Here is a 25382-nt window from a genome sequence, read left to right as displayed (position 1 = left end):
GTCATCCTACGACACCGAAGCACAACGTTCTGTGTTAGCTCTGTCGCGTTGCACTCGGCCTGCAGACATGCTGTCTGCTTTTTCAGGCTCTCAGCAAAATTGAAGCAAGTATCACTAACGCGATTCAGTTGTCAAGGTGCATCATTAGCGTGGCGCTTTAGCAGCGTCGCAGTCATCCCGCGTGGGCCAGCGACTGGTCCAGCCTGGTTATAACCGGGCAGGAGAGTGACTGGTCAGGCGAGGACGACCGCCCATCTGAGCGGACACCGCGATCTCAGCTATCTTCTGCAGAGAGAGCATCCGCTGCCAGCCAGCCGGCTTGTTCCCTGGCTCAACCACTGGGGCCGTGCGGCTGGGCCGCAGTACCTGCGGCGTCTTTAAGTATTCCACACCAGGCGACTCTTGTCAAGAGGGTACTGGGACCAGATCGTCTGACTGGGTCACCGGAAGCGGAAGGGCTATTGGCTTGCGCATCCGCCCGAATGCCGGACGATGCCTTGATCCCTGATCCTCCCTCTGCCAGTCGTCACCAGGCCGACTTGTTGAAGCCGGGCCGCGGTGCGGTGCCTGCATACTATGGCACAGGGGAAGGGGTTTTGTCAATACCTCAGCTTTGGAGCTTCGGGGAAGAAGTGAAAATTAGCCAGAATCTCCCAGAGAGGATTGACGGATTTCTTTGCGCTGACGTACGCTTTGCTACGTGATAGTACGAGGGGTCACCATATCATTGCGGAAGGGGAGTCTCTTTGATGAAATATTTTTTCTGGATAGCATTCGCCGTATTCCTGGCGGCCTCTATTCCACATGTTGCTTACTTCTTTGCATCGTTTGAGCCATCATCGGGTCCAGAGGGGATCTGGTGGTGGGGTGTAAGCTATGCTATAGCGATCAGCATTGACGTTACCATTTATCTGCTGTCCTGGACGGCCTTTCAGCGTTATCGGCGCTATCGGACCCCTAAGGCAGTCTGGCAGCATTGGCTTCTCATTATTATCTGCACAGGCTTCTCATGGGCGGTAAACTGGGCCTATGCCAAGCAGTTTCACAGCCCGCAGATGCTGAGCGCGGCGGAGCACGCGGCGCCCTGGCTGACCAACGTTTTCCCCTTCATGGCCAGTGCCTTCCCGCTGCTGGGCATCGTCTATACTATGATGGCTGAGACCATCAGCGAGACGGAGGCGGAGGAGAAGAAGGCGCGGCAGCAGCAGCTGACGGCGCTCTCCGAGCTTGCCAAACAGGTCCAACTCCCCATGTCAACCCTGCGCCGCGCCCTGACGACCGGCTCGCGGCTGAACCCCGCCAGCCTGCTGCCGATTGTCAATCAGGAGCGCACAACCGAGGTGGCCCCAGTTGCCAGCGCCGCAGGCAATGGGACAGTGCGCGAAAGCAGTCAAGATCTCTCGCGTCCGATCACCGGCCAGATTGTGGCAGTGGGCAATGAAGGCCCCAATGGCGAGCAGAATACCAACCCGGCTATGCTGGCCGCCTCGGCTGAGGGCAACCCCGATAAGCTCCAAATGACGATCGAGGTCCTGAAGTCGAACCCCTCCATCACCGATGAGGCTCTGGCCCAGTACCTCGCTCTGAAACGCCCTGCCAGTGCTCGTTTTTGGCGTCTGAAGGCACTGGAGATTCTCAACGCCAATGGAAACGGAGCCGGACAGGCCAACCATCTCAAGAACTCAGTCAGCGATACAGGCGTCTGGGCCACACGCGAAGTCGCCAATGGCTCGCTTGGCCGACGTTAGCTCTCCCTGGCTACCGCATAGCCGCAGGAGAGAGCTGCCCGGCTCCCATCCCCTCCCTTTGCTTACTACCAGGCAGCCAGGGAGCCGGGCGCCTCTCCGCTCACTACCTTGACGTCCGTTGCAACGATATGATAGACTAACCAAGAGCAGTGGAGAAACTTTCTGACCTGTCTTGATGTATACAGTGACAGCGCCGTCAATCTGTGCGCTACAGGTTTCCCATATTGCCACTATCTTAGGGAGGGATCAATGCCGACCACTTTCAGCTACGCGCGTATCCTCTACGCCGTAGGCCAGGTGCTGGACCAGATCGGGGTGAAAAGCATCGCTCTCCGCGAGGAGGAGGATGGCCTCTTCGTCGAGGGCTATAATAGCAACGGTCAGCTCCAGGTCCAGCTGCGTTACGATATCCCCGGCCTCTACGAACTGCTAACGCGCGTAGAAGAGCAAGAGAATGGGCGGGAGCTGCCGCAAACAGCAGAGGTGGAGGGGCTGTTGCGCCGCTTCTTGACAGAACATGACCGCGAGTTGGTTGGTATTTCTCGCTAGTATCTGAATAGCGTTCACCGGAGGAACCGGGGAGTGTCCCCGGTTCTTGTGTATCAAGGAAGCTCTCTGGCTGGCAGTACTGGCACGCAACGCCCTCGTCGCTCGCGGTTTTCCACGCCCGGGCCTACCCCGGTTAGCCTGTCCAGGCGGATCGGCAGAGCAGACAAGAGCCGCCGAGCAGGAGACGCTACGCTGTACCATAGATAGCCGGTCTGGAGCAAATGGCCTGGCTGCCGCCTGTACCCCGCACCTAGCCCGCTCTATCAGGCACAGAGGCTGGTCGAGAAGAGAGGCTGCGGTCAGCTCGCTAAGCGAGAAGAAGGATACCAATCTGCCTCGCCCGCACAGCGGCCTGTAAGCCGCCGAGCTGCCTAGAGCCGAGAGGTAATCTCGACCACAGGGTTAGCGAGCTGGTTTCCTGCATGCTTGTTTTCACCTGACCTCTCGGCTGCTATTATTGATGGGCAGGTCAGTGTCTGCTCGCCTGCCAGCAGCTCGAGTAACATCCTGCCAGGCGCAGGCTAAAAGCAGAAGAGACAGAGATTCGGAGCCGGTAAATATGACCGATCGCTTGCTGCCTTTCTGTCCTGGTGATGGGCGGAGACGAACAGCACGCGGTTTGCAGGGCAAGCCAAGTCTCTCCCGCCTCGATCAGAGTCAGGGAAGAGCATCCTGTTTTGACCGCTCCGGCCTGTGACCGCGCCACCAGGCTGGCTCTTAACAGGCAGCTGCTCGCCCAGTGGTGGGGGTTTGCCTCACAATCAGCCAGCGTCTCTGCTTGATCGCTTTCGCCTGATCCGGTGGAATTGGCGAGCAGAGCGGCTCTCTAGCGAAGAGGTGCGGCCAACCAACAGGAGCGAGAACACTGACCAACGCAGGTCGATCAGATCGAGGTGATCGCATGCCAACGATGCCTTAGTATTTGCTCTTCACCCTCTGATAAGCTGTCCGGTAGCTATCTTAATGAGAGACTATATCATAAGTAGTTCTGAAAAGTAAAGCGCAGACCACTCGACTTCGCCAATAAAGTATGATATGCTCATAGTTGTAGGATTGCATAGCAGGCAATCCGAGCACCTGAACAATCAGCAATCCTGGTCTGCGCGGTTTCTCCCCATGAGAGGAGAAGATTGTGCCAGAAGAGATCGCTTTATTCATTGACTTTGAGAACATTCGCTACAGTATGCTGAATATCCAGCGGCGAGAGCCTGATCCGCAGGAGCTGATTGCCGTCGCCCGCCGTTATGGAACTGTCATGGTGGCCCGCGCTTATGCGGACTGGTCGCGTCAGCCGGAGCTGTTCAAGGGCAGCCTGACTGCGGCGATGATTGACCGCGTAGATTGCCCGGCCAAGCAGCGTGACCGTATCCGCATTGGGACGATTCATTATCCTCCAGGGAATCCCTCAACAGGCGCGCTCGGAGTGCCAGGCTACGCTTCTGAAGGTCCGTATCAGCGCCAGTGGTCTGCGGGAGGCACTACCCACAGTGGCTACACAGGCCCCTTCCCCGCAGTGCAGCCCAACCAGGAGAACGGCTGGTCCGGCTATCAGCAGGATCAAGGGCCGCGCCAGGATACGGAGATCCGCTCTCCCAGTGAGGAGGATACCGCTTATCAACAGGTACCTCGCCAGGGCCTCCCCTATAGTTACCCCCACGGCCAGCCCCCCAGTGGCCCCCTCTCCCACCATCATGGCGGCTCTGGGTCTGGTCCTCTGGGATATTCCCATCAGCAGCATAGCGGCGGTACTGGCCATTTGCCTGCCATCGGGCCCGGCACCAACGCGATCGTGCAAAGTACGATCGTCCAGAGTACCGTCGATCTGAATATGCTGATGGACATCATCGAGACGGTCTTCGACCGCCCTTCGATCTCTACCTTTGTCCTGATGACGGGCGATAAGGATTTTACCCGCATCTGCGCTCGCTTGAAGTTACGTCTAAATAAAACGGTGATTGTTGTTGGGATACCGGGAACCGTCAGCCGGGATCTGATTAGCAGCGCCAACCAGTTTGTTCCTCTGGTCCCAGGCATCGCTTCGGCTTCGTCGACGAATACTGGCAGTGGCTATGTCCCGGCTGTCTCGTCGGGCAGCACGGGTCACATGCCTGCCGTGCACCCGGGGACGAATCCCCACATGCCAGCAGTGAATCCGCAGCCGCCGATCGATGTGCTGGACCCGCAATTCTTGCAGTTCCTCGATTACATCGATCGCAACTGGTCCTGGCGCACAGTCATGGGCGTGGCGAATTTCATCGGCGATCCGCTGAATCCGAAGAATCGCTTCCGCGGTCGCCTGACACGCGAATCGGCGCGCGAGTTGCTCCATACCTGCATCCAGCGAGGGATCTTGCTGGTCCAGACCGATGCCAGCGGAGCTGAGGATCTCCGCCTCAACCGCTCCCACCCCGAGGTGGAAGAGGTGCTGAAGCAGTTCGTGCGTTGACATCAAGCAGGGAAGAAAAGCTCAGGGAGGTCCGTGTTGCTGAGCGCTGCCCTCTCGCCACTAATCCGCGCCCTCGTCGCGCGGCCTATTCGCTTCGCCCAAGGTCCAGGCGCCTGGTAGCTGTAAAGCGCCAGGCGCTTTCATTTCTGTTTTGTGTCTTCTCTTCGGCTTATGCTGGTTCTCACTGCTGTTTGCGATGGAGTCTGCTTGTATGGAAGAAGAGTCTCACCTCTCTCTGCTCGAAGAGCTGATTGAACGGCCCAGTCCCTCGGGTTTTGAACAACCCGTTCAGGAGGTGGTGCGCCGCGAGTGCGCCCGCTATGCTGATCAGGTGACCACCGACGTGCATGGGAATGTGATCGCAGCCTTGCACCCCGAAGGCCGCCCTCGCCTGATGCTGACGGCTCACTGCGACGAGTTGGGCTTAATGGTGCGTTATATCGATGAGCAGGGCTTTCTGTACTTCGCCCCGATCGGAAGCTTCGATCCAGCAACGCTGCCCGGCGAACGGGTGCTGCTTCATACGGCTTCAGGCCCCGTGCCTGGCGTCATCGGGGTGAAGCCGATTCATCTGCAAGAGGAAGAGGAGCGAGGCAAGGCCCCCGCTCTGAAACAGCTCTGGATCGATATCGGGGCGAGCAGTAAGAAGGAGGCCGAGGAAATCGCCCCTCCGGGGACCGTGGCCACTCGAGCGGCCCGACTCCAACCGCTGCGTGGTCGGCTGGTAACAGCGCGCGGCCTGGATGATAAGGCCGGCCTCTATGCGGTGTTGGAGACCCTGCGCCAGGTCTCTGCGCAGCGCGAGCAGCTGCAGACCGCCCTCTACGTGGTTTCGGCAGTGCAGGAGGAAATTGGCTTCCGCGGCGTACGTACCAGCGCTTACGAGGTGCAGCCGGAGCTGGCTATCGTGGTCGATGTGATGCCAACAGCTGATCATCCCCAGACGTCCAGGCAGGAGATTGGAGATGTCCGGATCGGAGCCGGTCCAGCGCTGACGATCGGCGCCCACGTGAATCCACGCGTCTATGAGCTGCTGGTGCAGGCGGCCCGCGAGGCTGGGCTGCGCTATCAACTCGATCCTACTCCAGGCCGAACCTCGACCGACGTGGATCTGCTCCAGGTGAGCCGCAGCGGGGTAGCAACAGGTCTGGTCAATATTCCTTGCCGCTATCTTCATACAGGCTCCGAGGTTGTTTCTCTGGAGGATGTCGAGGCAACGGCGACCCTGCTGACTCGTTTTGCTCTGGCTTTGAATGCTGAGGTCAACCTGATTCCGTAGCGTTCCTGAGCGTTCCTGATATGGCGTCCAGTACGGCTCTCTGTCTGGCGGGCAGAGGGAAGGGAAGCATCAAGTGTCCTGCTCAAGCGGGTCAATTGACAAAAGGATGTCCCTAGGGGAAGCCGAGGGCCGCTTCCGCCCTCTCCCTGGCCTGTGGTTGGCTGACGAGCAAGTCACTCAGGGTCAGGTCAGGGCTTGACCTGACGCTTCCTGGTCCAGCCGGGACCAGCCTGGCTGACACACCCTTCAGTGCGCGCTCATTGGCCGAGGCGCTCGGCTGAGTGCGCACAATATTTCCTAATATAGCTATCTAGCTGTTATGCCCGCCCAAGGCTGTTAACGTAGACTCGGGTCAGCACATGCTGCTCGCTCGTCCGGCGGTCTCCTCGCGAGACGCCCGCTCATGCTGCCTGGGTGCTCGCCTCGCTAGCACGGAGACGGCGGCGGGGCACACACAAAGGAAGAATGCAGAGGATGGAAGCCAGGCGCCAGGCGAACTGGCTCAGGCTGGCGTTGCTTACCCTTTTGGTCAGGGCCACGGCGACGCCAGCACTCCCTGTTTGCTTGCCAGCAGATGCAGTCGTGGGCTGCGCTCTACCCAAGCGTCAGCACTTTGCTTATAATGTGAGTACCCAACGCCGTAAGGAGACCGCTGGATTATGCAGCATGTTCCCAATCTACTGAGCCTCAGCCGGATTGCCAGCACTTTGCTCATCTTCATCCTGGTGCTGCTCAATCAGCACTGGGCTTTTTTCGTGGCCACGGTTTTCTTTGTGTTGGCCTCCATCACTGACCTGCTCGACGGTTACCTGGCACGCCGCTATCATCTGGTCTCATCGCTAGGCGTTTTCCTGGATCTGACAGCTGACAAGGTTTTTGTTTCGAGCATTCTCATCGCCCTGGTGCAGATCGGGCTGGTGCCAGCCTGGATTGTCGTGATCATTGTCGCCCGCGAATTTCTGGTCACAGGTCTGCGCTCCATGGTCGCGGCTCAAGGTACCGTGATCGCTGCAGGACGCTGGGGAAAGCAAAAAACCTTTATCACTTTGCTCGCCATCGGCGGTATCCTCCTGGCCCACGGACTTGGCGATCCTCGCCTGGCGCTCTTTCCCACTCCCGTGTTGACGCCCTCGCCTGTGGCCTGGAGTCCGAGCAGCCTGCTCCATTTGCTGGCCGATATCGCTCTTGTGTTGGCCACCTTCTGGACAATCATGTCAGGAGTAGAGTACGTGCTGCGCGCCTTGCCGCTCCTGCAGGGTAAAAAGGATCACCTGCGCGCCTAGTGCGGAGCCTTCCCTTCGCCGCAACTCAGAGCACAGCAGGGACCGGACTGGCTGGGATCGCTGCCAGAGACCCAGGCGCCCGGCCTTTGGCTTTGCTCGCTGACTCGCCCGTTAGCTCAGCGAGAGGAAGCCGCCCCACCGGGCGAGGCCACCACCTCCTTCTGCCCGAGCTTGCGCTCTTTCCCGGCAAGAAGCCGCTCAATGTTGTCAGAGTGGAAGATGATCACGAGCAGAGGGGCCATAATCATGAAAAGCATGGCCGGCACCGGGAGCCAGCCGAGGAGGCCGAAGACAAGGCCACAGATCATGACCGTGACACAGCCCACCAGGGAGCCCAGGGAGACATAGCGGGAGAGAGCAATAGTGCTAATGGTCAAGACCGCCCCGATGCCAAAGATAAGGAAGGAGACAGGGGGAGCAACGAAGAGCAATGAGCCAGCCCCAGTGAGGACGCCTCTGCCACCCTGGAAGCCAATAAAGATAGGGTGGCGATGGCCGATCAGTGCCGCTAATCCGGCCAGCAGGGGCCCCCAGCCCAGCACATGAAAGAAGGGCACATAGACGGCCAACAGCATCGGCAAAATACCTTTGGAAAGGTCGAGAACCATGACAATGATGGCCGGCCCCAGCCCGAGAACGCGGTTGACATTAGTCGCCCCCGTCTTGCGACTGCCATAGTTGCGAATATCAAAGTCACGTCCGCGCAGGATCTTGCCCATCCAGTAGCCTGGCGGCAGCGACCCCCAGAGATAGCCGATGATGGCCACGAGCAAGAGCCTGAGTGCGATAAAAATGGGTTGATCAGCGGTAAGCGGCATAGGAGCCTCCTTCGTTGACTCGGTGAAGTCGGAGCTAGCTAGCACCTGTTGACGGCGCGTCGTAGCGCGCCCTTATTATAGGCCACAATGTCCGCCGGATTCCAGCCAGCCAGTTCCAATAGAATCCCTTCCTGCTCTCCTTCCACGCTTTTGCGCGCATCTGCTCGCTTACTCCCTTTCCGGGACGTCTCTCGCGGAGAACAAGCCAGCACCATATGGCAAGGTGAGCACAAGCAAGGGCGCCAGATTCTTTCCTGCATCAGTAGATTCCAGATCCAGACCAGACCAGGCCGGATCGGATTGGACTGGGGGGCCGGGCCCCGCAGGAGAATCACTTTCTTGTCCTGACTGCCTCCTGGCAACAGACAGCAGTACAAGACCACAGTTGACTTTAGCCGGCGGCTGGCCGCTCCTGCGACCAGAGCAGACTATCAAGCAGACGGACGCCGCCGATACGGACCGCCGCCAGGAGGAGCGCCCGCTCCTCAAGCCCAGCCAGAGCCGCCAGTGAATCTGGATCGCACAGCGCGACATACTCCAGCGTCGCCAGAGGCTCAGCCTTAATGACCTGCTCCATCGCCTGGGTGACCGCCTCTGGCCGCCGCTCACCAGCAAGCAACAATCCCAAACCGGTTAATAAGGAGCTGTAGACAACACGAGCAACAAGGCGCTCATCCGCAGTTAACAGAGAATAATTTTCACTATACGCCAGCCCCCCGGCGTCTCGTTGCTCAGGCAGGACAGAGATATTCACGTCGATATTGAGGTCGCGCACCAGGCGACGCATGAGCGCAACCGTATACACCTCGCTGCGCAAGACGTAGGCGATATCTGGACGGACAAGCAGCAGCAGCTTGCAGGCAGTGGTGGCAATGGCCTGCAAACGCTGCGGATAGAGCCGGGCCTCGATGCACTCGGCCAATGCCCCAGCAGGGGTGACATAGGTGGCAAAGTCCGCCGGATACATCGCCTCGCGCTCCGGCGCAAAGACCACATCAACCCCCAGCCGCTCCAGCAGTCGCAGCTTATGCTCGTTGCCCCCTTGCTCGTGCGCATGGCGCGCCAGCTCTTCGGGCGAGGTGAACTGGAGAGGATCGGCAAAGAAGCTGACGACACAGATCTCACATTCCCGCCTGGCTGTCTCGATGAGCGCCAGGTGCCCCGGGTGGAGACTGCCCTGCGTTGGAACGAGGGCCACGGTTCCCCCAGATAGCCAGCCACGCGCCGTCTCAGTCATCTCCCACAGTTCATGAATCACGCGCATACTTTCTCCCTGGGCTGTGCCCATTTGTATAAAAATGTATCTCTATTATTCATTATGTGCGCGTATTGTAGTTGCTCGGTGGTGTGGCGTCAACTCACCTACCATGCTATACTACTGAGTGAAGAAGCCCGCCTTCACCCTCCGCGCCTCCTATGGCTCTGGCGCGATCCTGGGCTGGCCATCATTGCCCATCAGCGCCGTAGCCACTCGCTGCGCAGCCAGTGATGCTCTGGATGAGGGTCTCCCGCTGGCGCTCCGTGAAGTAGCGCCTCCTCGCCTCTCATGCTATACTACTCAGCGAGGAGGTCTGCGTCTCACCCATGAAGAACGCTTTGCCCCGCCTGAAATGGCTGTTGCGCCTGGGCGCCGCCGCCAGCCTCTTAGCGGGTCTGGGGGCTGCCCTGGCCGTTGTCTGGCACCGCCTCCTGACACCACAGCTGCTAGAGAGCACGCTGCCGGGTCAGCCACGGCTCTACCGCTGGCGACATGGCCACATCTTCTACACGCTGGCCGGTCCCGAGCAAGGGCCGCCGCTCGTGCTCTGGCACGCGCCCGGGCTGGCAGCCTCTGCCTATGAGCTGCGCGAGCTGGCGGCCTTCCTGCGAGAACACTATCGGGTCTACGCCCCTGACCTGCTGGGTTTCGGCCTCTCCGACCGGCCTGCCCTCCCCTATAGTGGTCCGCTCTATGTCGAGCTGCTGAGCGATTTCCTGCGCGAGGTAGTCGGGCAACCAGCCCTGCTCATAGCTCAGGGGATCAGCTGCCAGCACGCACTGGACGTGGCCAGGCGCGAGCCTGAGTTCTGCCGCGGCCTGGTTCTGCTCTGGCCAGAGCATGATGCGGGATGCTGGCGGGAACGTTTCCCCTGGCTCAGATCGCTGCTTGCCTTCCTGGCTCGCACTCCGCTGCTGGGGTCGCTCACCTATTGCTTGCTGACGACGCGGCTCGCCTTACGCGCTCTCGCGGCGCCGGGGCAGAGAGAGAGCAATCTAGACTATAGCTATGCCACGACCCACCAGTTCGGCGCGGAACACGCCGTACGAGCCTGGCTGGCTGATCGGCTCTGCCTGGAGACGGACAGCGTCCGGCCTCCAGCGAACTCTCTCCCCTGCCCCGTCCTGCTCGTGCGGGCCGACTCAGAGGAGAGCAAGGTCCACAGCTGGCCCGGGCTTCAGGACCCGGGGGTGGCGGTCGAGCAGCTCTGGATCGAGACCCGGGACTGCACAGTCGATCACCAGGTCGCGGCCTTGCTCAGCGCTCGCCTGAGCAGCTGGCCGGCTCTCGCCACGCCGGCAGAGGAGGTCTCCACGGCGACCTCTGACACCGGCGAGGCTCAAGAGGCGCCCCAGGCCATCGAGAGCGAGCCGGCGCAGTCCGCCCCCGCATCTGTGGTGGCGCAGACCCGGCCTCAGTTAGCAGCCAGGTCAGAGCCTGCTCTTGAAGCGTATTGCGTCAGATGCAGGCAGAAAAGTCCGATGCTCGCTGTATCAGAAACAACCCTGAAGAACGGGCGTCCGGCCCTGCAAGGTACCTGTGCGCGCTGCGGTGCACGTATGTATCGTATCGTTCGTCGCTGAGCAGCCCAGGCCACGGGGCGAAGGAAGCGCAGACTGGTAGGCCGCCCGTCGCTCTGACAGGAAGGGCCTTCGCCCCGCCACGGGTGGGCGGAACAGAATCAGCCCTGTTCGTCGTTTTAACCTTAAGAAGGGAGGCAACAGCAGCGAGGGAAGGAAGCCAGGCGAGAAGCCGGACGGCGGTCACATCATGAGTGGTGTGCTGGCCTGGTGCGCCGTTGCGTTGCGCTGCATTGCGTTGGAGCGCACCAGGGCGAACAGGTCTGAGCCTGGTCAGCCCAACACCATAGCAAAAATGGCTAGCTGATTTGACTTGACGTCCGGTTTTTGAGACCGTATAATCTCTGTCATGTGTTGCGCACCTGGCGTAGCGCCTGCTGCGCGCTGAGCAGCTCTTGAGGGAACCCTGACGGATAACCACGTGGCAGTATTGCCCCAAACTCTGCACGGATGCATGCGCAGCGGATCATGATCGCCGAGTCGCGCCCAAGCAGAGCGTGGCCCAGCGATCACTTGCAACAGAAGCATGCCTGTTCTCTTCCCCGGTTTTAGCAACCCACCGGGGCTGCCTGGTGGGAGGGGCTATGGATTCGCCTTCTGACACTCCCAGCCCCTGGCAGCCATCCACGCCGTGGCGCCTGGCAATGGCCAGGGCCAGACAAGGGACAAGAAAAGCAGGCATCCGGGACACCCCGGGCCTCCCGGCCCAAGCGCTGCGTTGCGCCGAGCAACCGGCCCCAGTGAGGGGTGAGCCGCCAGGATGCCATTCCATCAAAGGGACCGAAAGGCCGCCCAGTCGCGCCCAGAGCAGGCGAGGCACCCGTCAAGTCGCAGCGGTGGTCCTCAGCCTGACTGTGAGGGCCAGCCAGAGCAGCGTTCAAACGGACCGGACCGATGACAAGCTAGAGCTAGCGATCGCGAAGATCTGGGAGAGGCAACCGCGAACGAATCACGCTTCGATCACGAGCCTTAAGACCAGAGAGGAGTAGGAGTCTACATATGAGTATTGGTGGACAGAGCGATGTAACACCCGAGCGCAAGGTCTACTTTCTAACCCCTGAAGGATATCGCAAGAAGAAAGAGCGCCTGGAATACCTGCGCACGGTCAAGCGCCAGGAGGTCGCTGACTTTATTCACGATGCCAAGGAAGCCGGCGACATCAGCGAAAGCGGCGCCTACGAGGAGGCCAAGCGCCAGCAGGCTGCGGTAGAAGGCGAGATTCTGGAGCTGGAGAAGTTGCTGGCCTCTTCCGAGATCATGACCGCCGATATGCACAGCGATCTCGAGGGTCCTCCGGTCGTGCGTATCGGGATGCAGGTAGAGGTTGAGACAGAGAGCGGCGCAACACGCACATTCAAGATCGTAGAGACCTACGAAGCCGATCCCAAGTCCGGTTTGATCTCCGACCAGTCTCCGGTCGGCAAGGCTCTGCTCGGCCATAAGGCGGGCGACGTCGTGAGTGTTTCGACGCCGGGTGGCGTGACAACTTACAAGATCCTATCGGTGCGCCCAATGCTCTGAGCAAGAGGGCATCAGCAGCCTGGCCGCTGCAGCAGCACAGGCTGACGCCCTTCTAGCGAACAGGAAGAAGACAGCAGGGTGGCTCCGCCGCCTCGCGCTGCAGGCTCGCACGCGAGTGCCGGCGTCGATTGCCACCCTGCCTGTTTTGTTCGCCCGGCCAGCTCTTCGCCGCAGCGTCAGCAGACCAGGCTGGGAACTGGCTGAGCCGGCTAGCAGCCGTGCCAATTAGACCACAAAGTGGCCATCCTTGTAGAAGAGCAGGCCATCGACACGAATCTCACTCTCCTGGCGCATATCACATACCAGGTCCCAGTGGATAGCCGACTGATTGCCGCCACCCGTCTCGGGATAGGAGGCCCCCAGGGCCAGGTGGATGGTACCCCCAAACTTCTCATCAAAAAGCGGATGCTTGGTAATGCGCTGAATACGGTAGTTATTGCCAAGAGCGAATTCTCCCAGCCGGCGCGCCCCCTCATCGATGGCCAGCATGCGCTCCAGATACGGTTGACCCTGGGCCGCCTGGGCCTCTACCACGACACCGTCTTCCAGGCGGAGGCGCACATCCTCAACCGACACCCCCTGACTGCTGCAGGGAAAACGAAAGCGAATCCAACCGTTGGCCGAGGTCTCTAGCGGACTGGTGAAGATCTCCCCGCCGGGGAGATTGTAGCGGCCATCGTCGCTGATGAAGCGTCGTCCCTTGTAGGAGAGGGTCAGCTCGACGTCCGGTCCACGCAGCTCAACGTTAGCTTCCTCACGCGCGCTGAGCCACTCCACCAGGCGCTCTTGCTGCTGGTGCAGCTCCCCCCAGCGTGCCACCGGGTCCTCATCATCCAGAAAGCAGGCACTGTAGAGGAAGTCCTCGAAATCGCTCAGGGACATGCCCGTGTTCTGAGCATAGGCGGGCGTCGGGAACATGGTCGCTGTCCAACGCAGCGACTGCGGATCATGCCGCCGACCAGGTTGGGTACGCTTGATGGCGATCTCACGCATCACACTGGCAGCTTGCTGTGCAAGCGCCAGACGAGCCGGATCGACGCCGCTCAGCTCCGAGGTGTTTTCCTCTGACTCGATATTGAGGAGGGCTTCATACTCCTCCCAGATCAAACGCTGCAACGGCGATACAAAGGTCAGCTGCTCTTCGCTGGCCTCTTTGAAGATGATTTCAGCGAGGCCTGGCAGCTGCAAGAGAGGGGAAACGTGGGCGCCGGCGCGCACCGCTTCCCGCACAACTTCGCGAATGAGGGGCGCCGCCAGGGGAGTGGCGAGAATCGCCAGACGATCTCCCCGGCGCAATTCCAGGGAATGGTAGACGAGAACGCGCGCCATGCGCTGCACACGCGGGTCGGACATAGTCTTGTCTCTGCCTCCCTCAACATTAGGCCTGCGCCGGCTGCTGCTCTGAACCTGGCTCAGGCTCAGGTCTCGAAGGCACAGCGACAGGCTCGATTCTGGCTGGCAAGCCGAACCAGCCGACGAGACCGGCCAACACCGTCAGCCAGCCTCCCACAATAAACAGAATATACACCGGAATGAATTGAGCAAGATAGCCCCCGAGGGCGATCGAGAGCACGCTGGCAATAAACATGCTGGTCTGAATGACGGCCTCCACCCGCCCGATGAGCGTGCGCGGCGAGCTGATGAGGACCAGCGCCATATAGCCGACTTCGATGCCGCCCTGGAGCAGGCCCGTGAGGCAGTAGAAGAACAAGGCCAGGGGGAACCAGACCTGAAAGCCGAAGACGACAATGCCCAGGCCCGTCAGAAAGACGCTCCCAGTCAGTAAGGAGCGCGGCGAGAGCTTCTTGCTCAAGACCCCCGCGATAAGGGAGCCAATGAGGAGACCAACGCCGCTACCAGTGGCCATCGGCCCATAGAGTTCAGGACTGACATGGAGACGCTGGCTGATGAAGACGATGTCCAGGGCATTGAGAGCGCCCACCCCAAACCAGTTGATCACCAGCAGGAGCATGACCACGCCAAGGACCCGTGAGCCGAGGACAAAGCGGAAGCCGTCTACTAGCTCGGTCAGCACCGCGCGCACGGCCCCAGTCCGCCCCTCACCAGCTGCCACCTCGGCCCGACGCTGCGCACCCGGCTGCAGGGCCTGAGCCGAGACACGCATGGCCAGGATACAGAGGGCCGAGACCAGAAAGGAAAGGGCATTGAGAATGGTCCCAAGGTAGGGGCCCACCAGAAAGTAGAGACCCGCTCCCAGACTTGGACCAGCAACGACGGCGAAGGCAAAGCTGGACTGCAGGATCGAGGCCGCTCGCGGCTGGTCCTGCTCGGCAAGAATGACTTGCATGACTCCCGAGCGGGCCGGCGAGAAGAAGCGGCCCAGGCTGCCAATCAGGAAGACCGCCAGATAGATGGCCGGCAAGCGCAACGCCGGCGGCACCAACAGAGGCCACAGGGCAATAAAGCAGCGCAGCAGGTCGGAGACGATCATGATCTGACGGCGATTCCAGCGATCGACAAAGACGCCGGCAAGCGGCCCCACCAGCACATAGGGGAGATATTGCGCTGCCCAGATGCCACTTACCGAGGCAGCATTGGGCACCAGGGAATAGGCCCAGATCTGCAAGGTTGTACTGTAAATGAAATCTCCCAGATAGGAGATGATCTGGCCACCGGTCAAAAAGAGAAAATTACGATTGCGCAGCAGGCCCACGGGAGGAGCCTCTCCCGCCGATTGCGCCGCTGTCTGGGGGGTAGTAGGTTGCTGCGAATCCAACGACATGCAGAACTTCCTTTCTCTGTCGCAGTAAACTGCCAAGTGCATCCAGTGCATCCAGGACAAGCGAAGCGGAACCAGAGCATGGTCAACGCCCCAGGCCACTGTTGCCGTGCAGCCTCCGGCCAAACAAGCCAGCAGGCGCATAGACGGCCTACCCTGGCCCAAAAGCCGGGTCTGAGATGAAAGCGAGAGCCTGGGAAGGTGGCACCCCAGCCAGACAGGCAGCCGCAGACAATGGCCTCCCCCAGTCAGGCCGGCTGGCTCATGCTCATTCTTCGGCGTTCCGCCCGGCTTTGCAGCTCGACCAGCCGGCATCTGGTCTTTGCCAAACGGGCCGTCTCAGGAGCAGGCTCATGGCAGCACTTTCCCTGGAGCCTGCTTCTTTTCTTAGCAGAACAACAGCCGCAAAGCGACAATCACGTAGATCTGGCAGAGCCTTTTAGCTATCTACCAGTTGCAATACTCAGGCATTGACCTATTCTTATTGATCGATACTAGCAATCATGCAAAAAGATAATAGACAGATGGCCATGTTGTCAAGGCATTTATCGCAAGATCATCAGCTGGCTGGTCTGGCAAGAATAGTCCATGATCTCTGCAATTCGGGAGGAAAAAGAAGGCTGGCTGATAGCTATCGAGACATGCTACAATAGAGGGGTAACCACTGCGGGGATTGCCAGCCACAGTGGTTCTGTGGCTTCTAAGAGGGGGGAAACCATTCATGACAGAGAGCGCAGCGGCAGCGAGAAGGCCGAATCGGAGCGGCCCGCCGATTGATGTGGACATCTACAGCGGCTCAGCGACCCCGGAACTGGCGCAAGCGGTGGCAAGCTGTCTGGGGCGCCCCCTGGGGAGGCGGGAGCTGCACCGCTTTGCCGATGGCGAATGTCATGTGCAGATCCAGGAGAGCGTCCGCGGCAGGGACATCTATATCGTGCAATCGACCTGCCACCCGGTCAACGAGCACCTGATGGAACTGCTCGTGATGATTGATGCCTTCCGCCGCGCCTCGGCGGCGCGGGTCACGGCGATCATCCCCTACTATGGCTACGCCCGCCAGGAGAAGAAAACCACGGGGCGCGAGCCGATTACCGCCAAGCTTGTGGCCAACCTGCTATCGACCGCCGGGGCCGATCGCGTTGTATCTGTTGACCTGCACTCGCCAGCCATCCAGGGCTTCTTTGACATTGGCATGGACCATCTCACGGCCATTCCGCTGCTGGGCGAGTACCTGCGCCAGCACATGGACCTGAGCGATGCCGTGGTCGTGACGCCGGACACCGGGCGGGTGAAGGTGGCCGACGTCTACGCCAACATGCTTAATATTCCGCTGGTCGTGATGCACAAGCGGCGCGGAGGAAACCATGCCCAGGACGTTGAAGTGCGCGCCATCGTCGGCGAGGTGGCCAACAAGCGGCCCATCATTGTGGACGACATCATCTCGACTGGGGGGACAATCGTCACCTGCACCCAGGCCCTGCTGGAGGCCGGAGCCAAACCGGACATCACCGTGGTGGCGACCCATGCCGTGCTGACCCCGCCGGCGGAGGAGCGGCTCTGCATGCCAGAGATCACGCGCGTGGTCACTACCGATACTATCCCCCTGGGCAACAAGACCCTCGGCGGCAAGGTCGTGGTGATCTCCGTCGCCTCCCTGCTGGCGGAAACAATCGAGCGTCTGCACGAGGGACGTTCGATCAGTGCCCTCTTCCGCGACTGGCGTGAGAGCTATCCTGTCTAATATTGACACATCCTATCGGGAACGCTCATAATATAGAGGCATCTTATCATGGGTGCCACGGGCATACTTGCCCCAACCAGGGGCAGCAAGGAGCGTTTCATGCTAACCTTTGAAGATGTGACCGGTTTCTTCCTGAAGGCGGCTGCGGAGGTCGGGCTTACGGCACATCCCGAATACTGGATCAACTCCCGCACCATGGAACGTGAATTTGCCTGCACCTGTCACATCGGAAGCTGCGAACAGGTCGAAAACTCCAGCATCTGCACCGTCTCCTTTAGCTGGGGTAGTCTGGATACCGCGCTTTCCCTCGAAGGGCCCAGGGGAGTCTGCGATTTCTTCCACGAGCCTCATGCCGATTGTCCGCACCTGCGCACTCGCGAGATCCCTGCGCTGGTGCTGGACCTCTCCTACTCGCTCTCCCTCAAAGGCACCACCTTCTCGGAAGAGTCGCTCCTCTCTCTGACCCAGATGCTCAGGCTGCGCGCCAGTGAGCACAGCAGCCGCACGATCGAGACCCGGCCCGGCGTCACGCTGACTCTCCAGGACCATCGCCTCGCCCCGGAGTCACTGACGCTCCAGCAGCGCGTGGAACTCCCGATCTGGCACCCAGAGGGTCTGCGTGGCCTGCACGAGAGTTCTCCTTACCAGTACAGCGGGGGTCAGACACTCAGTCCAGACTGGAGTCATCGCTACAACTACGAGGAGGAGGAAGAAGGCGAGGCGGAGATTGTGGCCGATGACCCGCATCCCGAAGAATGGCTGCCTCGGGTCATGGTCGATGTCTGCCAGGACATTGTTCATGTGCTTGAAGCCTTAAGCGCGGTCTGCTCTCTTCCCGACTAGGCAAGGGGGAGAGCAGATCGCCCGCTCCATCTGCCCTCGTTGCCAGGGTCGCTCGGGCTTCCTCTTTCTCCTTCGTTCTGCCTTCCAATCAGTGGAGGCCTCTTTCCCGTTCTAGTATCCTGAGAGCTGGCTTATCTGCCGCTACCCTCCCCGGCTCTCCTCTCGTTCCTCCTGTACTGTAACTGTAACTGGACTCCTTCCTCCTTCTTCACCAAGGCGGCTCAGGCTCAAGCGAGCTTCAATTAGTAGCGGCGCAGTGGCCGTCGGCGCCGCTCCGGCGGCAGCAGGACGTCGATAGCATCGTCAATGGTGACAATTCCCTGGAGAGCGCCTTCGTCGTTGACTACCGGGACGGCCAAGAGATTGTATTTGGCGATAGTCTCGGCGACGTTGAGGGCGTCAGCCTCGGGCCGCACCGTGACCAGGTCGCGATGCATCAGCTCTTGCAGAGTCTGCTCCGGCGAGGCCACCAGCAGATTCCAGATCGAGACGACGCCGAGCAGGTGCGGCTCATCGCGCTCCTCGTCATCAACGACGTAGATGTAAACGGCGTGGCCGCCCTGATCGAGGATATGACGACGCAGGGCCTCCAGAGCCTCGGCGCTGCTCCGGCTGCCGCTCAGGGCCAGGTAGTCGGTGGTCATCAGGCCGCCGGCGGAGTTTTCGGCGTACTCTAGCAGCTCACGGACGTCCTCCGATTCCTCGGGCGTCAGCAGGCGCAATAGCTCCTGGGCCCGCTCTTCTGGCAGGCGAGCCAGGAGATCGGCGACTTCGTCCGGCTCCATCGCGCGCAGAATGGCGGCGGCCCGCGCGGCACTGAGCTTCTCCAGGATATAGGTCTGGCGTTCAGTGTCTACCTCCTGGAGAATGTCAGCGGCGGTTTCGTCGTCGAGGCCCTCCAGCAAGCGCGCCCCCTGGGCTGGCGTGAGCTGGTGAATGATATCGGCGATGTCGGCGGGACGCAGCTCGGCCAGGGGACCGCTCGGCGGACGCCTCAGCTCCTCATATGCCCGCCCCTCCGGCCTGCCTGCTCCTCCCCTTCCTTTCCCTTCCAGGCCCTCCTCTGGGGTCGGCTCCCCCTCGCGCAGCAGCTCCAGCCGCTCCCAGGGGATGAGGCTGCCCGGCGCCTCGCGCCCCCTGGCTCCTAACAGCCAGGCAGGCATCAGGCGCCGCAGCAACCCCCAGGTACTGGTATCGATCCCCACAACGCGCCAGTCCGGCTCTAAACAGACGTCGTTGACGCGCACCGGGCGCCGCCTCTCCAGATCAACCGCCTGCTTGTCAAGGACCTCGTGCGCCAGGCTGATCTCGTTCTCGACCGCCGCCGGCGGCGGTAGCTCGGGCAGGGCCATGCGCAGGACCAGCGTGTGATCACGTACCTGGACCGCCAGCGGCGTGACACGCCAGCGGTGCCCATCCTGACCTTCTACCAGCAGAGCACTGGCATAGGTGGGACCGCCTGGCTCTTCGCGCGCCTGCGCGGGAGCCACCAGCACATCGGTGAGTTTTCCAACGCGCGTACCTTGCGCGTCCTCTACAGATGCCCCGAGTAGATGACTCAAATATAACATCTTGCCTTTATTTCGACATTTCGAGTCGCGAATCCGAAGCGACGCCCTCGGGGGTGCGCGTGATCCCGACGCGGGCTACACTCTCGCCTGGCTCCGAGCTGCTCGCGCTCAGGCCAGCGTGCCGCTTGCAGGCGGCGATGAAGTCGCGGAAGAGCGGATGGGGGCGGTTCGGGCGGCTCTTAAACTCTGGGTGGAACTGTGAAGCGACAAACCAGGGATGATCGGCCAGTTCGATGATTTCGACCAGGCTATTGTCGGCGGAGCGACCGCTGATGACCAGGCCGTGGGCTTCCATGCGCTTGCGGTACTCATTGTTGAACTCGTAGCGGTGGCGGTGGCGCTCGAAGACGATGGCTTCTCCGTAAGCCTGGTAGGCGCGTGTGCCGGGGATCAGGCAACAGACCCAGTTGCCCAGGCGCATGGTGCCACCTTTCTCCGAGATATGGCGCTGGGTCGGCATCAGGTCGATGACGGGATGAGGCGAATGCGGATCGAACTCTGAGCTATTGGCGCCTTCGAGGCCGAGCACATTGCGGGCGAATTCGATGACGCTGACCTGCATGCCCAGACAGAGACCCAGGTAGGGCGTATGAGTACGGCGCGCATAGCCGGCGGCCTTGATCTTGCCCTCGACCCCGCGGGGGCCGAAGCCGCCGGGCACGATGATGCCATGGACATCTTCGAGGGCCTCGGTATAGGCCTCGCCCATCTTTTCCAGGGCCTCCGAATTGATCCACTTGATCTGGACATCGACGTCATGGTACCAGCCGGCGTGGCGCAGCGCCTCGGCCACCGAGAGATAGGCATCGTGCAGCTCGACGTACTTGCCCACGAGGCCGACGGTGAGAGCCGGGCGCGGCTTCTTGATCTTCTCCACCAGGGCGCGCCACTCCTCCATCCGAGGCGGATGGGCCGGCAGCGAGAGGGCCTGCACCAGGTAGTCGCCGAGGCCAGCCTCTTCCAGGATCAGGGGGATCTCATAGATGGTCTCGACCGTTAACAGGGGGACTACGGCGCGGGTTTCGACGTTGCAGAAGAGGGCAATCTTCTCGCGCAGCTCCTCGCTCACAGGGTAGTCCGAACGGCAGAGAATGACATCGGGCTGAATACCGACGCGCAGCAGCTCCTTGACGCTGTGCTGCGTAGGTTTGGTCTTCAGCTCACGAGTCGCGCCCAGATAGGGCAGCAGGGTCACGTGCAGGTAGAGCACATTGGCCCGCCCCACATCCTTGCGCATCTGGCGGATGGCCTCCAAAAATGGTTCGCCCTCGATATCGCCGACTGTGCCACCCACCTCGACAATGACGACATCGGCGTCCGAGCGGCGCGCTACATTATGGATGCGCTCTTTGATCTCATTGGTAATATGGGGAATCACCTGAATCGTGCCCCCCAGGTACTCGCCACGCCGCTCCTTGCTGATCACGGTGGCGTAGACCTGGCCGGTGGTGACGTTGTTGGCTTGGTAAGCTGGTTCATCGGTAAAGCGTTCGTAGTGGCCCAGATCGAGGTCGGTCTCTGCTCCATCGTCTGTGACAAAGACCTCGCCATGCTGATAGGGGGACATGGTGCCGGGGTCAACGTTGATGTAGGGGTCGAGCTTCATGATGGAGACGGAGATGCCCCGATTCTTGAGCAGACGCCCGATGGAGGCAACGCTAATACCCTTGCCCACAGACGATGCCACACCGCCGGTCACAAAGATAAATTTTGACATAAGAACTCCTCCTCGTGTGGAGCCTTCACCATCGCGTATGAGACCGTCTTCATTCGCTCAGTCAGTCAGTCAGTCACCTGCTCACAGGCCGCCTGGCACTGGCCACCACTTGCCGCACCGCACGCCAGCAAGCACCGCTTGCTGTCGACGCGCGGCGCGCGCTTTCAACGAAGCACTGCCTGGCCAGGCCAGAGAATAGCCGAGACCATGCTCACCAGACCTGCCACCTCAACCAGCATGCTCGTTCGCTGGCCAGGAGCCATCTCCAGGGAGAGGAACCGCTCTGCGGCTCTGGGAGCCAGCCTTTACGCAGGCGCTTCCGTTCGTTCAGCTCAGACTGCGGCAGGAGAGGATCACGACCTGCGTCTCTGTTGGCAGGTTGCTTTGTGAGATCACGAGCCTGGGCTGGGGATTGATCGCCTCCACGCCCATCTCGCGGCAAAAGGTCACCAGCGCGTCAGGCAGCGACTGCGAGCCGTCGGCTGCCAGAGGATAGTAGTGCATGGGAATCACGATGCGCGGCACCACCTGGCTGATCACTTCAGCCGCCTGCGAGGCGTTGAGGGTGTGCTCGCCACCGATGGGCACCAGCAGGATGTCAGCATCGGCGACCTCCTCAAGCTGCTCTTCCTGCAGGGTATGGCCCAGATCGCCGAGATGACAGACAACGATGCCATCTATGTGGATGACATAGATCGTATTGCGTCCACGTTCGCGCCCCCGCTGATTGTCATGATAGGAGGCCACGCCAGTGATCAGTACGTCGCTGATCTCGTACTCGCCCGGCCCGCGCACAATACGGGGATTCCCCTGCACAGCGCGGACATAGTTGTGATTGGGATGCTCGTGACTGATGGTGACAATCGAGGCGCTGACCTTACCCAGGCGCAGAGGCTCCTTCTGCTGCGGGGCGACTTCCGTCTGGGGAGCGAACGGGTCCGTGATGAGCGTGACTTGTTTTCCTCGCAACTGAAAACAGGAGTGGCCGAGCCAGGAAATCTCCATTGCAAAATGTGAGGACACCCGGAGGTGTCCGCTCCCGCTAAATTCAAGAAGAGGGCAGCCGTCAGTCACGCGCTCATGCCTGGCAGACTCCCCTCGTGTTGCCTTACTGGTCGACTGTTCGAAGTCAACGACCCCAGGCTGAAGCCAGGGGCTTGCCCGCAGCCTCGTCGGCCCGGGCTTCAGGGCTGGTTGACGGCAGCCCACTGCCCCGTAGGACAGTACAGTGCGCGGATATTTCTGGCCGCGTTGATGTCAGCATGCTCCTGGAACCCACAGTGGGGGCAGGTGAAGTGATGCCGGCGACGGATTCCGCGCTGGCCGCAGTGGGAACAGCGCTGGCTCGTGGAGGCCGGGTTTACCTCTGCCACGCGCAACCCCTGCTCCTGCGCCTGCTGCTCGGCCCAGCGGCGGATCAGTCCCCGCTGCCACAGCGCGAGCCGGCGCCGCAGGGCTCGCCCCCGGATGTGTTCTTGCTGCGGCTGAGGGACCTGCAGCCGTTCAAAGACCAGCACCGCCTGCGGTGGTGCCCACTCCACCAGGCGCTTGGCCACCGTCTGGGCAAAGGTCTGGGTCCGGTGCCGTTGCTTGCGGCCAAGCCGTTTCAGCACCCGTCGGACACTGCGCGTGTCCCGATGCTGTGCCTTACGGGCCGCCAGCTTCCGCTGCAGTCTCGCCCGCGTCTTCGCCGTGCGTCGATTGCGCACCTTCACCGCTTTTCCACTCACAAAGAGGACCCGCTTCTGTCCATCCACCGCCACCAGGGCATTCGTCTCATTCAGATCGATCCCCACGACGGCCTCGGTCTCTGGGCCTGCCGCTGGGGGATCAGGGACCTCCAGCGTGAGGGTGAGGCGCCCGATGAGCTGCCCACCCCGTTCCAGCACCGTGAGACTGTCGATGGTCTTGGCCTGCGCCAGCCGCTGCTGAAACGCCTCCGGTACTTGGGAGGGAAGCTGCTTGCGTCCGGCCACGGTCCAGAGCGAGAGGGTGCCATCAGGGCGCAGGGAGGCATCGCGTCCTCGTGGCCCGATCAGAAACAGCGCCCGCCGGCGTCGGAACTGGAACGGGCGTCGCGGCGGACGGCGGTTGCTCTGGGCGCTCTGGTAGGCGGCAGCGACCAGCCGGATGGCGCTACAGGTCATCTGGGCATTGAGCTGGCCCTTGACCTGCTGGTAACAGGCCCGGTGCAGCGCTACGGCAGAGAGCGGCCTGCCCCCGTTGAAGCAGGGGGCTGAGAGCTGCTGCTCGACTGCCTGGAAGACCGCCAGCGTCTGACGCAGATCCTCATCGGCTGGCAAGAGCAGCGGGATCGTGCGCTGCACCTGGGCCATGCCTTCCTCCTTCCGCTGTTCATTCATGCCCTTGCTGATCGCCGGTTGCTGCCAGGGTCCTCTCGGGCTGGCCGGCAGAAAGGACCCTCCTCCCCTCCCCGCCAGGTGAGGCGAATTCCTCACAGGTCAGTGCCTTGAGGCCTCACTGAGTGCAGGGTAACAGGGAAGAGGCCGCTATGTCAACCCTCGGCAGAGAGCCAAAGGGAGCCGCCTTCCTCCCCTGGATGAATCCAGGGGTCCCCGGCGGCATGCCTTTATGGAAAACATAAGTTCGGGCGGGGACTGCAGTCCTCGCCCGGATTACATTGTACCACAGGGATAGGTCTTCTACAAGGGAAGCTCTCACCAACCAGGCTTTTTTGCTTAGTCCGCTCCGGCCCGTCGCTCACTCCTCCGCGGCCCTCGCCGCACTCCGGCCTCTGAGGCCTGGCGCTTCAGGGCCGGCTTGCTTGACGGGGCCTGGGCCCGCGGTTTATACTGCTGCGATAAGCGCGCTTCTTCCTTCCGCTCAGCGGCTGCTCTGCAGACCCGCTCGTGAGCTTGCAGCCTAGCACAGCCAGCCATATGGCACAAGACCCGGACGGGCAGCGGCTCCAACGGCGGCAATGGACAGGCAGAGGTCTGCGCTATGGCTCGTGCGAAGTATGGATGAGATGACCTTATGCGCCTGGAGGAACATGTAGCCTTTTCAACGGCGGCGGCCCTGGTGGCTCTGCCGTGGCTGAAAGAGGAGGTCTGGCTGCCCTATGCGGCCAGTATTCTGATCGATGTCGACCACTATCTGGAGTTTGTGGCAGCTCGCCGGCGCCTGAGCCTGCGCGAAGCACTGCGCTATCTGCGCACTCCTCAGCGCCAGCGCGGCCCTCTGCCGAAACCACTGCACCAACCGTGGACGTTGACCGCTCTGGCAGCGCTGGCCGCCCTTACTCGCCAGCGCTGGCTGTGGCTGGTGCTGGCCGGTATGCTCTTCCATGTGGGCCTGGATGCCTGCAATAATCAGCTGGTGCGCCACATTCAGGGGCAGCTCCAGCAGGAGGCCGCCGGACGCTGCCCACGCTGCGCTCGCGAGACGACCAGGCTGGAACTGCATGCCCGCCGCCCGCTGCGGACTCTGCTGGCTCGCTATCGACGGGCCAATTATGTGGTGCTTTGCCCGGAGTGCCATCGCCTGGTCCATCAGCAGCGGCAGAGACTGATCACGACCTCCAAGCCTGCCCGTCTGGCCCCGGCTCAGTAGGGATCAGGCGGCGAGCGCACTGAGGCCAGGCCAGGCCAGGCCAGGCCAGCCCTCACCTCACCTCACCTCACCTCGCCTGGCCTGGAGGTCTGGGATAGAGAGAAGTCGGCTCGCTCCTGCTTCCTGGCTCTCGTCTCGACGGAGCGAGGCTTCTGTGATATAATCGCCTCGAAGGTTTTGGCCAATGGATGGCCTGCGATGAAAGCGAGGGTGGACCTTGAATACCTTGCAAGCCTGGGCCCCGGCTCTCCGGGTGATTCAGATCATTCTGTCCGTGGCTGTGATTCTCTTTATCTTGCTACAGGCGCGTAGCGCCGGCCTGGGCAGCATCTTCGGCGGAACCAGCGCCGGCTCGGTCTTTAAGACACGCCGCGGCGTGGAGCGCCTGATCTTTAATTTGACGGTGATCTTTGTGGTGCTCTTCGCGCTGGTCTCGGTGGTAATGATGCTGCTGCCCGCCTAGATCAGTCGCCTCGGCCAGCTAGGGGCGCATGGGGAGGCCGCTCTGCGCCTGCGCACGCTCAATAAGGCTGCTCCGCGCCCCGCCCGGTACTCCCGGCTCCAGTCCTGCCTGCTCCTCTACCAGACCCACATAGGCCGCAGTCTGGATTCCCCCGGCTATTTTTTGCGCTCTTTTCGCCCCCACTCTGCCAGCTTCTCCTCCCCCTGGGTAGCCGGGCCTGCTCCCGCCCCGCCAGTACCCCCAAGCTACGGC

20 protein-coding genes are annotated in these 25382 nt (G+C 61.3%); 11 read left to right on the top strand and 9 right to left on the bottom strand.

All coding sequences use genetic code 11. The features are described from left to right. Window positions 1-749 precede the first annotated feature (749 nt). From A4R35_RS18095 to pgsA, 5 genes are all read left to right on the top strand, one after another. Window positions 750-1748 (top strand): LTA synthase family protein, encoded by a 999-nt coding sequence (locus A4R35_RS18095; RefSeq protein WP_112431793.1) that lies wholly within the window; start codon window positions 750-752, stop codon window positions 1746-1748. Window positions 1749-1997: 249 nt separating this feature from the next. Continuing rightward, a complete protein-coding gene (locus A4R35_RS18090) occupies window positions 1998-2297 on the top strand; it encodes a hypothetical protein (RefSeq protein ID WP_052890537.1) in 300 nt (99 codons plus the stop codon). A gap of 1132 nt (window positions 2298-3429) precedes the next feature. Further along, complete coding sequence (locus A4R35_RS18085) at window positions 3430-4743, top strand: NYN domain-containing protein (protein ID WP_112431791.1); 1314 nt, start codon at window positions 3430-3432, stop codon at window positions 4741-4743. 211 nt (window positions 4744-4954) lie between these two features. Further along, window positions 4955-6022: a M42 family metallopeptidase gene (locus A4R35_RS18080; RefSeq protein ID WP_189362006.1), complete on the top strand. Its 1068-nt coding sequence runs from the start codon at window positions 4955-4957 to the stop codon at window positions 6020-6022. A 659-nt stretch (window positions 6023-6681) separates the two neighbouring features. Continuing rightward, window positions 6682-7305, top strand: a complete 624-nt coding sequence (gene pgsA / locus A4R35_RS18075; protein WP_112431787.1) for a CDP-diacylglycerol--glycerol-3-phosphate 3-phosphatidyltransferase — start codon at window positions 6682-6684, stop codon at window positions 7303-7305. Window positions 7306-7421: 116 nt separating this feature from the next. Here the strand turns inward: pgsA and plsY are convergent, their stop codons facing one another. Together plsY and A4R35_RS18065 are read right to left on the bottom strand one after the other, a co-directional pair. Then, window positions 7422-8123, bottom strand: a complete 702-nt coding sequence (plsY, locus tag A4R35_RS18070; protein WP_112431785.1) for a glycerol-3-phosphate 1-O-acyltransferase PlsY — start codon at window positions 8121-8123, stop codon at window positions 7422-7424. A 391-nt stretch (window positions 8124-8514) separates the two neighbouring features. Beyond that, window positions 8515-9387, bottom strand: coding sequence for a 4-phosphopantoate--beta-alanine ligase (locus A4R35_RS18065; RefSeq protein ID WP_189362004.1), 873 nt, complete (start codon window positions 9385-9387; stop codon window positions 8515-8517). Between the two features lie 320 nt (window positions 9388-9707). Here A4R35_RS18065 and A4R35_RS18060 point away from each other — a divergent pair, with 320 nt between their 5' ends. Beyond that, window positions 9708-10964, top strand: coding sequence for an alpha/beta fold hydrolase (locus A4R35_RS18060; protein ID WP_112431781.1), 1257 nt, complete (start codon window positions 9708-9710; stop codon window positions 10962-10964). Window positions 10965-11960: 996 nt separating this feature from the next. Then, complete coding sequence (gene greA, locus A4R35_RS18055; RefSeq protein ID WP_052890546.1) at window positions 11961-12482, top strand: transcription elongation factor GreA; 522 nt, start codon at window positions 11961-11963, stop codon at window positions 12480-12482. A gap of 225 nt (window positions 12483-12707) precedes the next feature. Here the strand turns inward: greA and A4R35_RS18050 are convergent, their stop codons facing one another. Together A4R35_RS18050 and A4R35_RS18045 are read right to left on the bottom strand one after the other, a co-directional pair. Then, the gene (locus A4R35_RS18050; protein WP_112431779.1) at window positions 12708-13835 is read right to left on the bottom strand and encodes an aminopeptidase; all 1128 of its coding nucleotides are present in this window, start codon (window positions 13833-13835) and stop codon (window positions 12708-12710) included. A 25-nt stretch (window positions 13836-13860) separates the two neighbouring features. Next, on the bottom strand, window positions 13861-15225 hold the full coding sequence (locus A4R35_RS18045) for an MFS transporter (RefSeq protein ID WP_189362002.1): 1365 nt from the start codon (window positions 15223-15225) through the stop codon (window positions 13861-13863). A 718-nt stretch (window positions 15226-15943) separates the two neighbouring features. On the opposite strand from A4R35_RS18045, the gene A4R35_RS18040 reads away from it, so the two are divergent. Then, the gene (locus A4R35_RS18040) at window positions 15944-16963 is read left to right on the top strand and encodes a ribose-phosphate diphosphokinase (protein ID WP_112431775.1); all 1020 of its coding nucleotides are present in this window, start codon (window positions 15944-15946) and stop codon (window positions 16961-16963) included. A 99-nt stretch (window positions 16964-17062) separates the two neighbouring features. Then, window positions 17063-17806: a hypothetical protein gene (locus A4R35_RS18035; protein ID WP_112431773.1), complete on the top strand. Its 744-nt coding sequence runs from the start codon at window positions 17063-17065 to the stop codon at window positions 17804-17806. Between the two features lie 242 nt (window positions 17807-18048). Here the strand turns inward: A4R35_RS18035 and A4R35_RS18030 are convergent, their stop codons facing one another. The 4 genes from A4R35_RS18030 to A4R35_RS18015 form a co-directional block, all read right to left on the bottom strand. After that, the gene (locus tag A4R35_RS18030) at window positions 18049-19377 is read right to left on the bottom strand and encodes a magnesium transporter (protein ID WP_112431771.1); all 1329 of its coding nucleotides are present in this window, start codon (window positions 19375-19377) and stop codon (window positions 18049-18051) included. Window positions 19378-19384: 7 nt separating this feature from the next. Then, window positions 19385-21094 carry a CTP synthase gene (locus tag A4R35_RS18025; RefSeq protein WP_112431769.1) on the bottom strand — a complete coding sequence of 570 codons (1710 nt, stop codon included), beginning with the start codon at window positions 21092-21094 and terminating at the stop codon, window positions 19385-19387. Window positions 21095-21421: 327 nt separating this feature from the next. Further along, entirely contained in the window at window positions 21422-22117 is a 696-nt protein-coding gene (locus A4R35_RS18020) for an MBL fold metallo-hydrolase (protein WP_223258390.1), read from the bottom strand. A gap of 161 nt (window positions 22118-22278) precedes the next feature. After that, window positions 22279-23430, bottom strand: coding sequence for an RNA-guided endonuclease InsQ/TnpB family protein (locus A4R35_RS18015; RefSeq protein ID WP_189362001.1), 1152 nt, complete (start codon window positions 23428-23430; stop codon window positions 22279-22281). Window positions 23431-24091: 661 nt separating this feature from the next. On the opposite strand from A4R35_RS18015, the gene A4R35_RS18010 reads away from it, so the two are divergent. Both A4R35_RS18010 and secG read left to right on the top strand, forming a co-directional pair. Further along, the gene (locus tag A4R35_RS18010; RefSeq protein ID WP_112431763.1) at window positions 24092-24667 is read left to right on the top strand and encodes a hypothetical protein; all 576 of its coding nucleotides are present in this window, start codon (window positions 24092-24094) and stop codon (window positions 24665-24667) included. A 217-nt stretch (window positions 24668-24884) separates the two neighbouring features. Beyond that, complete coding sequence (gene secG / locus A4R35_RS18005) at window positions 24885-25130, top strand: preprotein translocase subunit SecG (RefSeq protein ID WP_218104095.1); 246 nt, start codon at window positions 24885-24887, stop codon at window positions 25128-25130. An 18-nt stretch (window positions 25131-25148) separates the two neighbouring features. Here the strand turns inward: secG and A4R35_RS24365 are convergent, their stop codons facing one another. Further along, window positions 25149-25313: a hypothetical protein gene (locus A4R35_RS24365; protein ID WP_189361999.1), complete on the bottom strand. Its 165-nt coding sequence runs from the start codon at window positions 25311-25313 to the stop codon at window positions 25149-25151. Between the last annotated feature and the right edge of the window lie 69 nt (window positions 25314-25382).

Source organism: Thermogemmatispora tikiterensis (assembly GCF_003268475.1).
GTDB lineage: Bacteria > Chloroflexota > Ktedonobacteria > Ktedonobacterales > Ktedonobacteraceae > Thermogemmatispora > Thermogemmatispora tikiterensis.
This window is presented reverse-complemented; position numbering and strand designations above follow the sequence as displayed.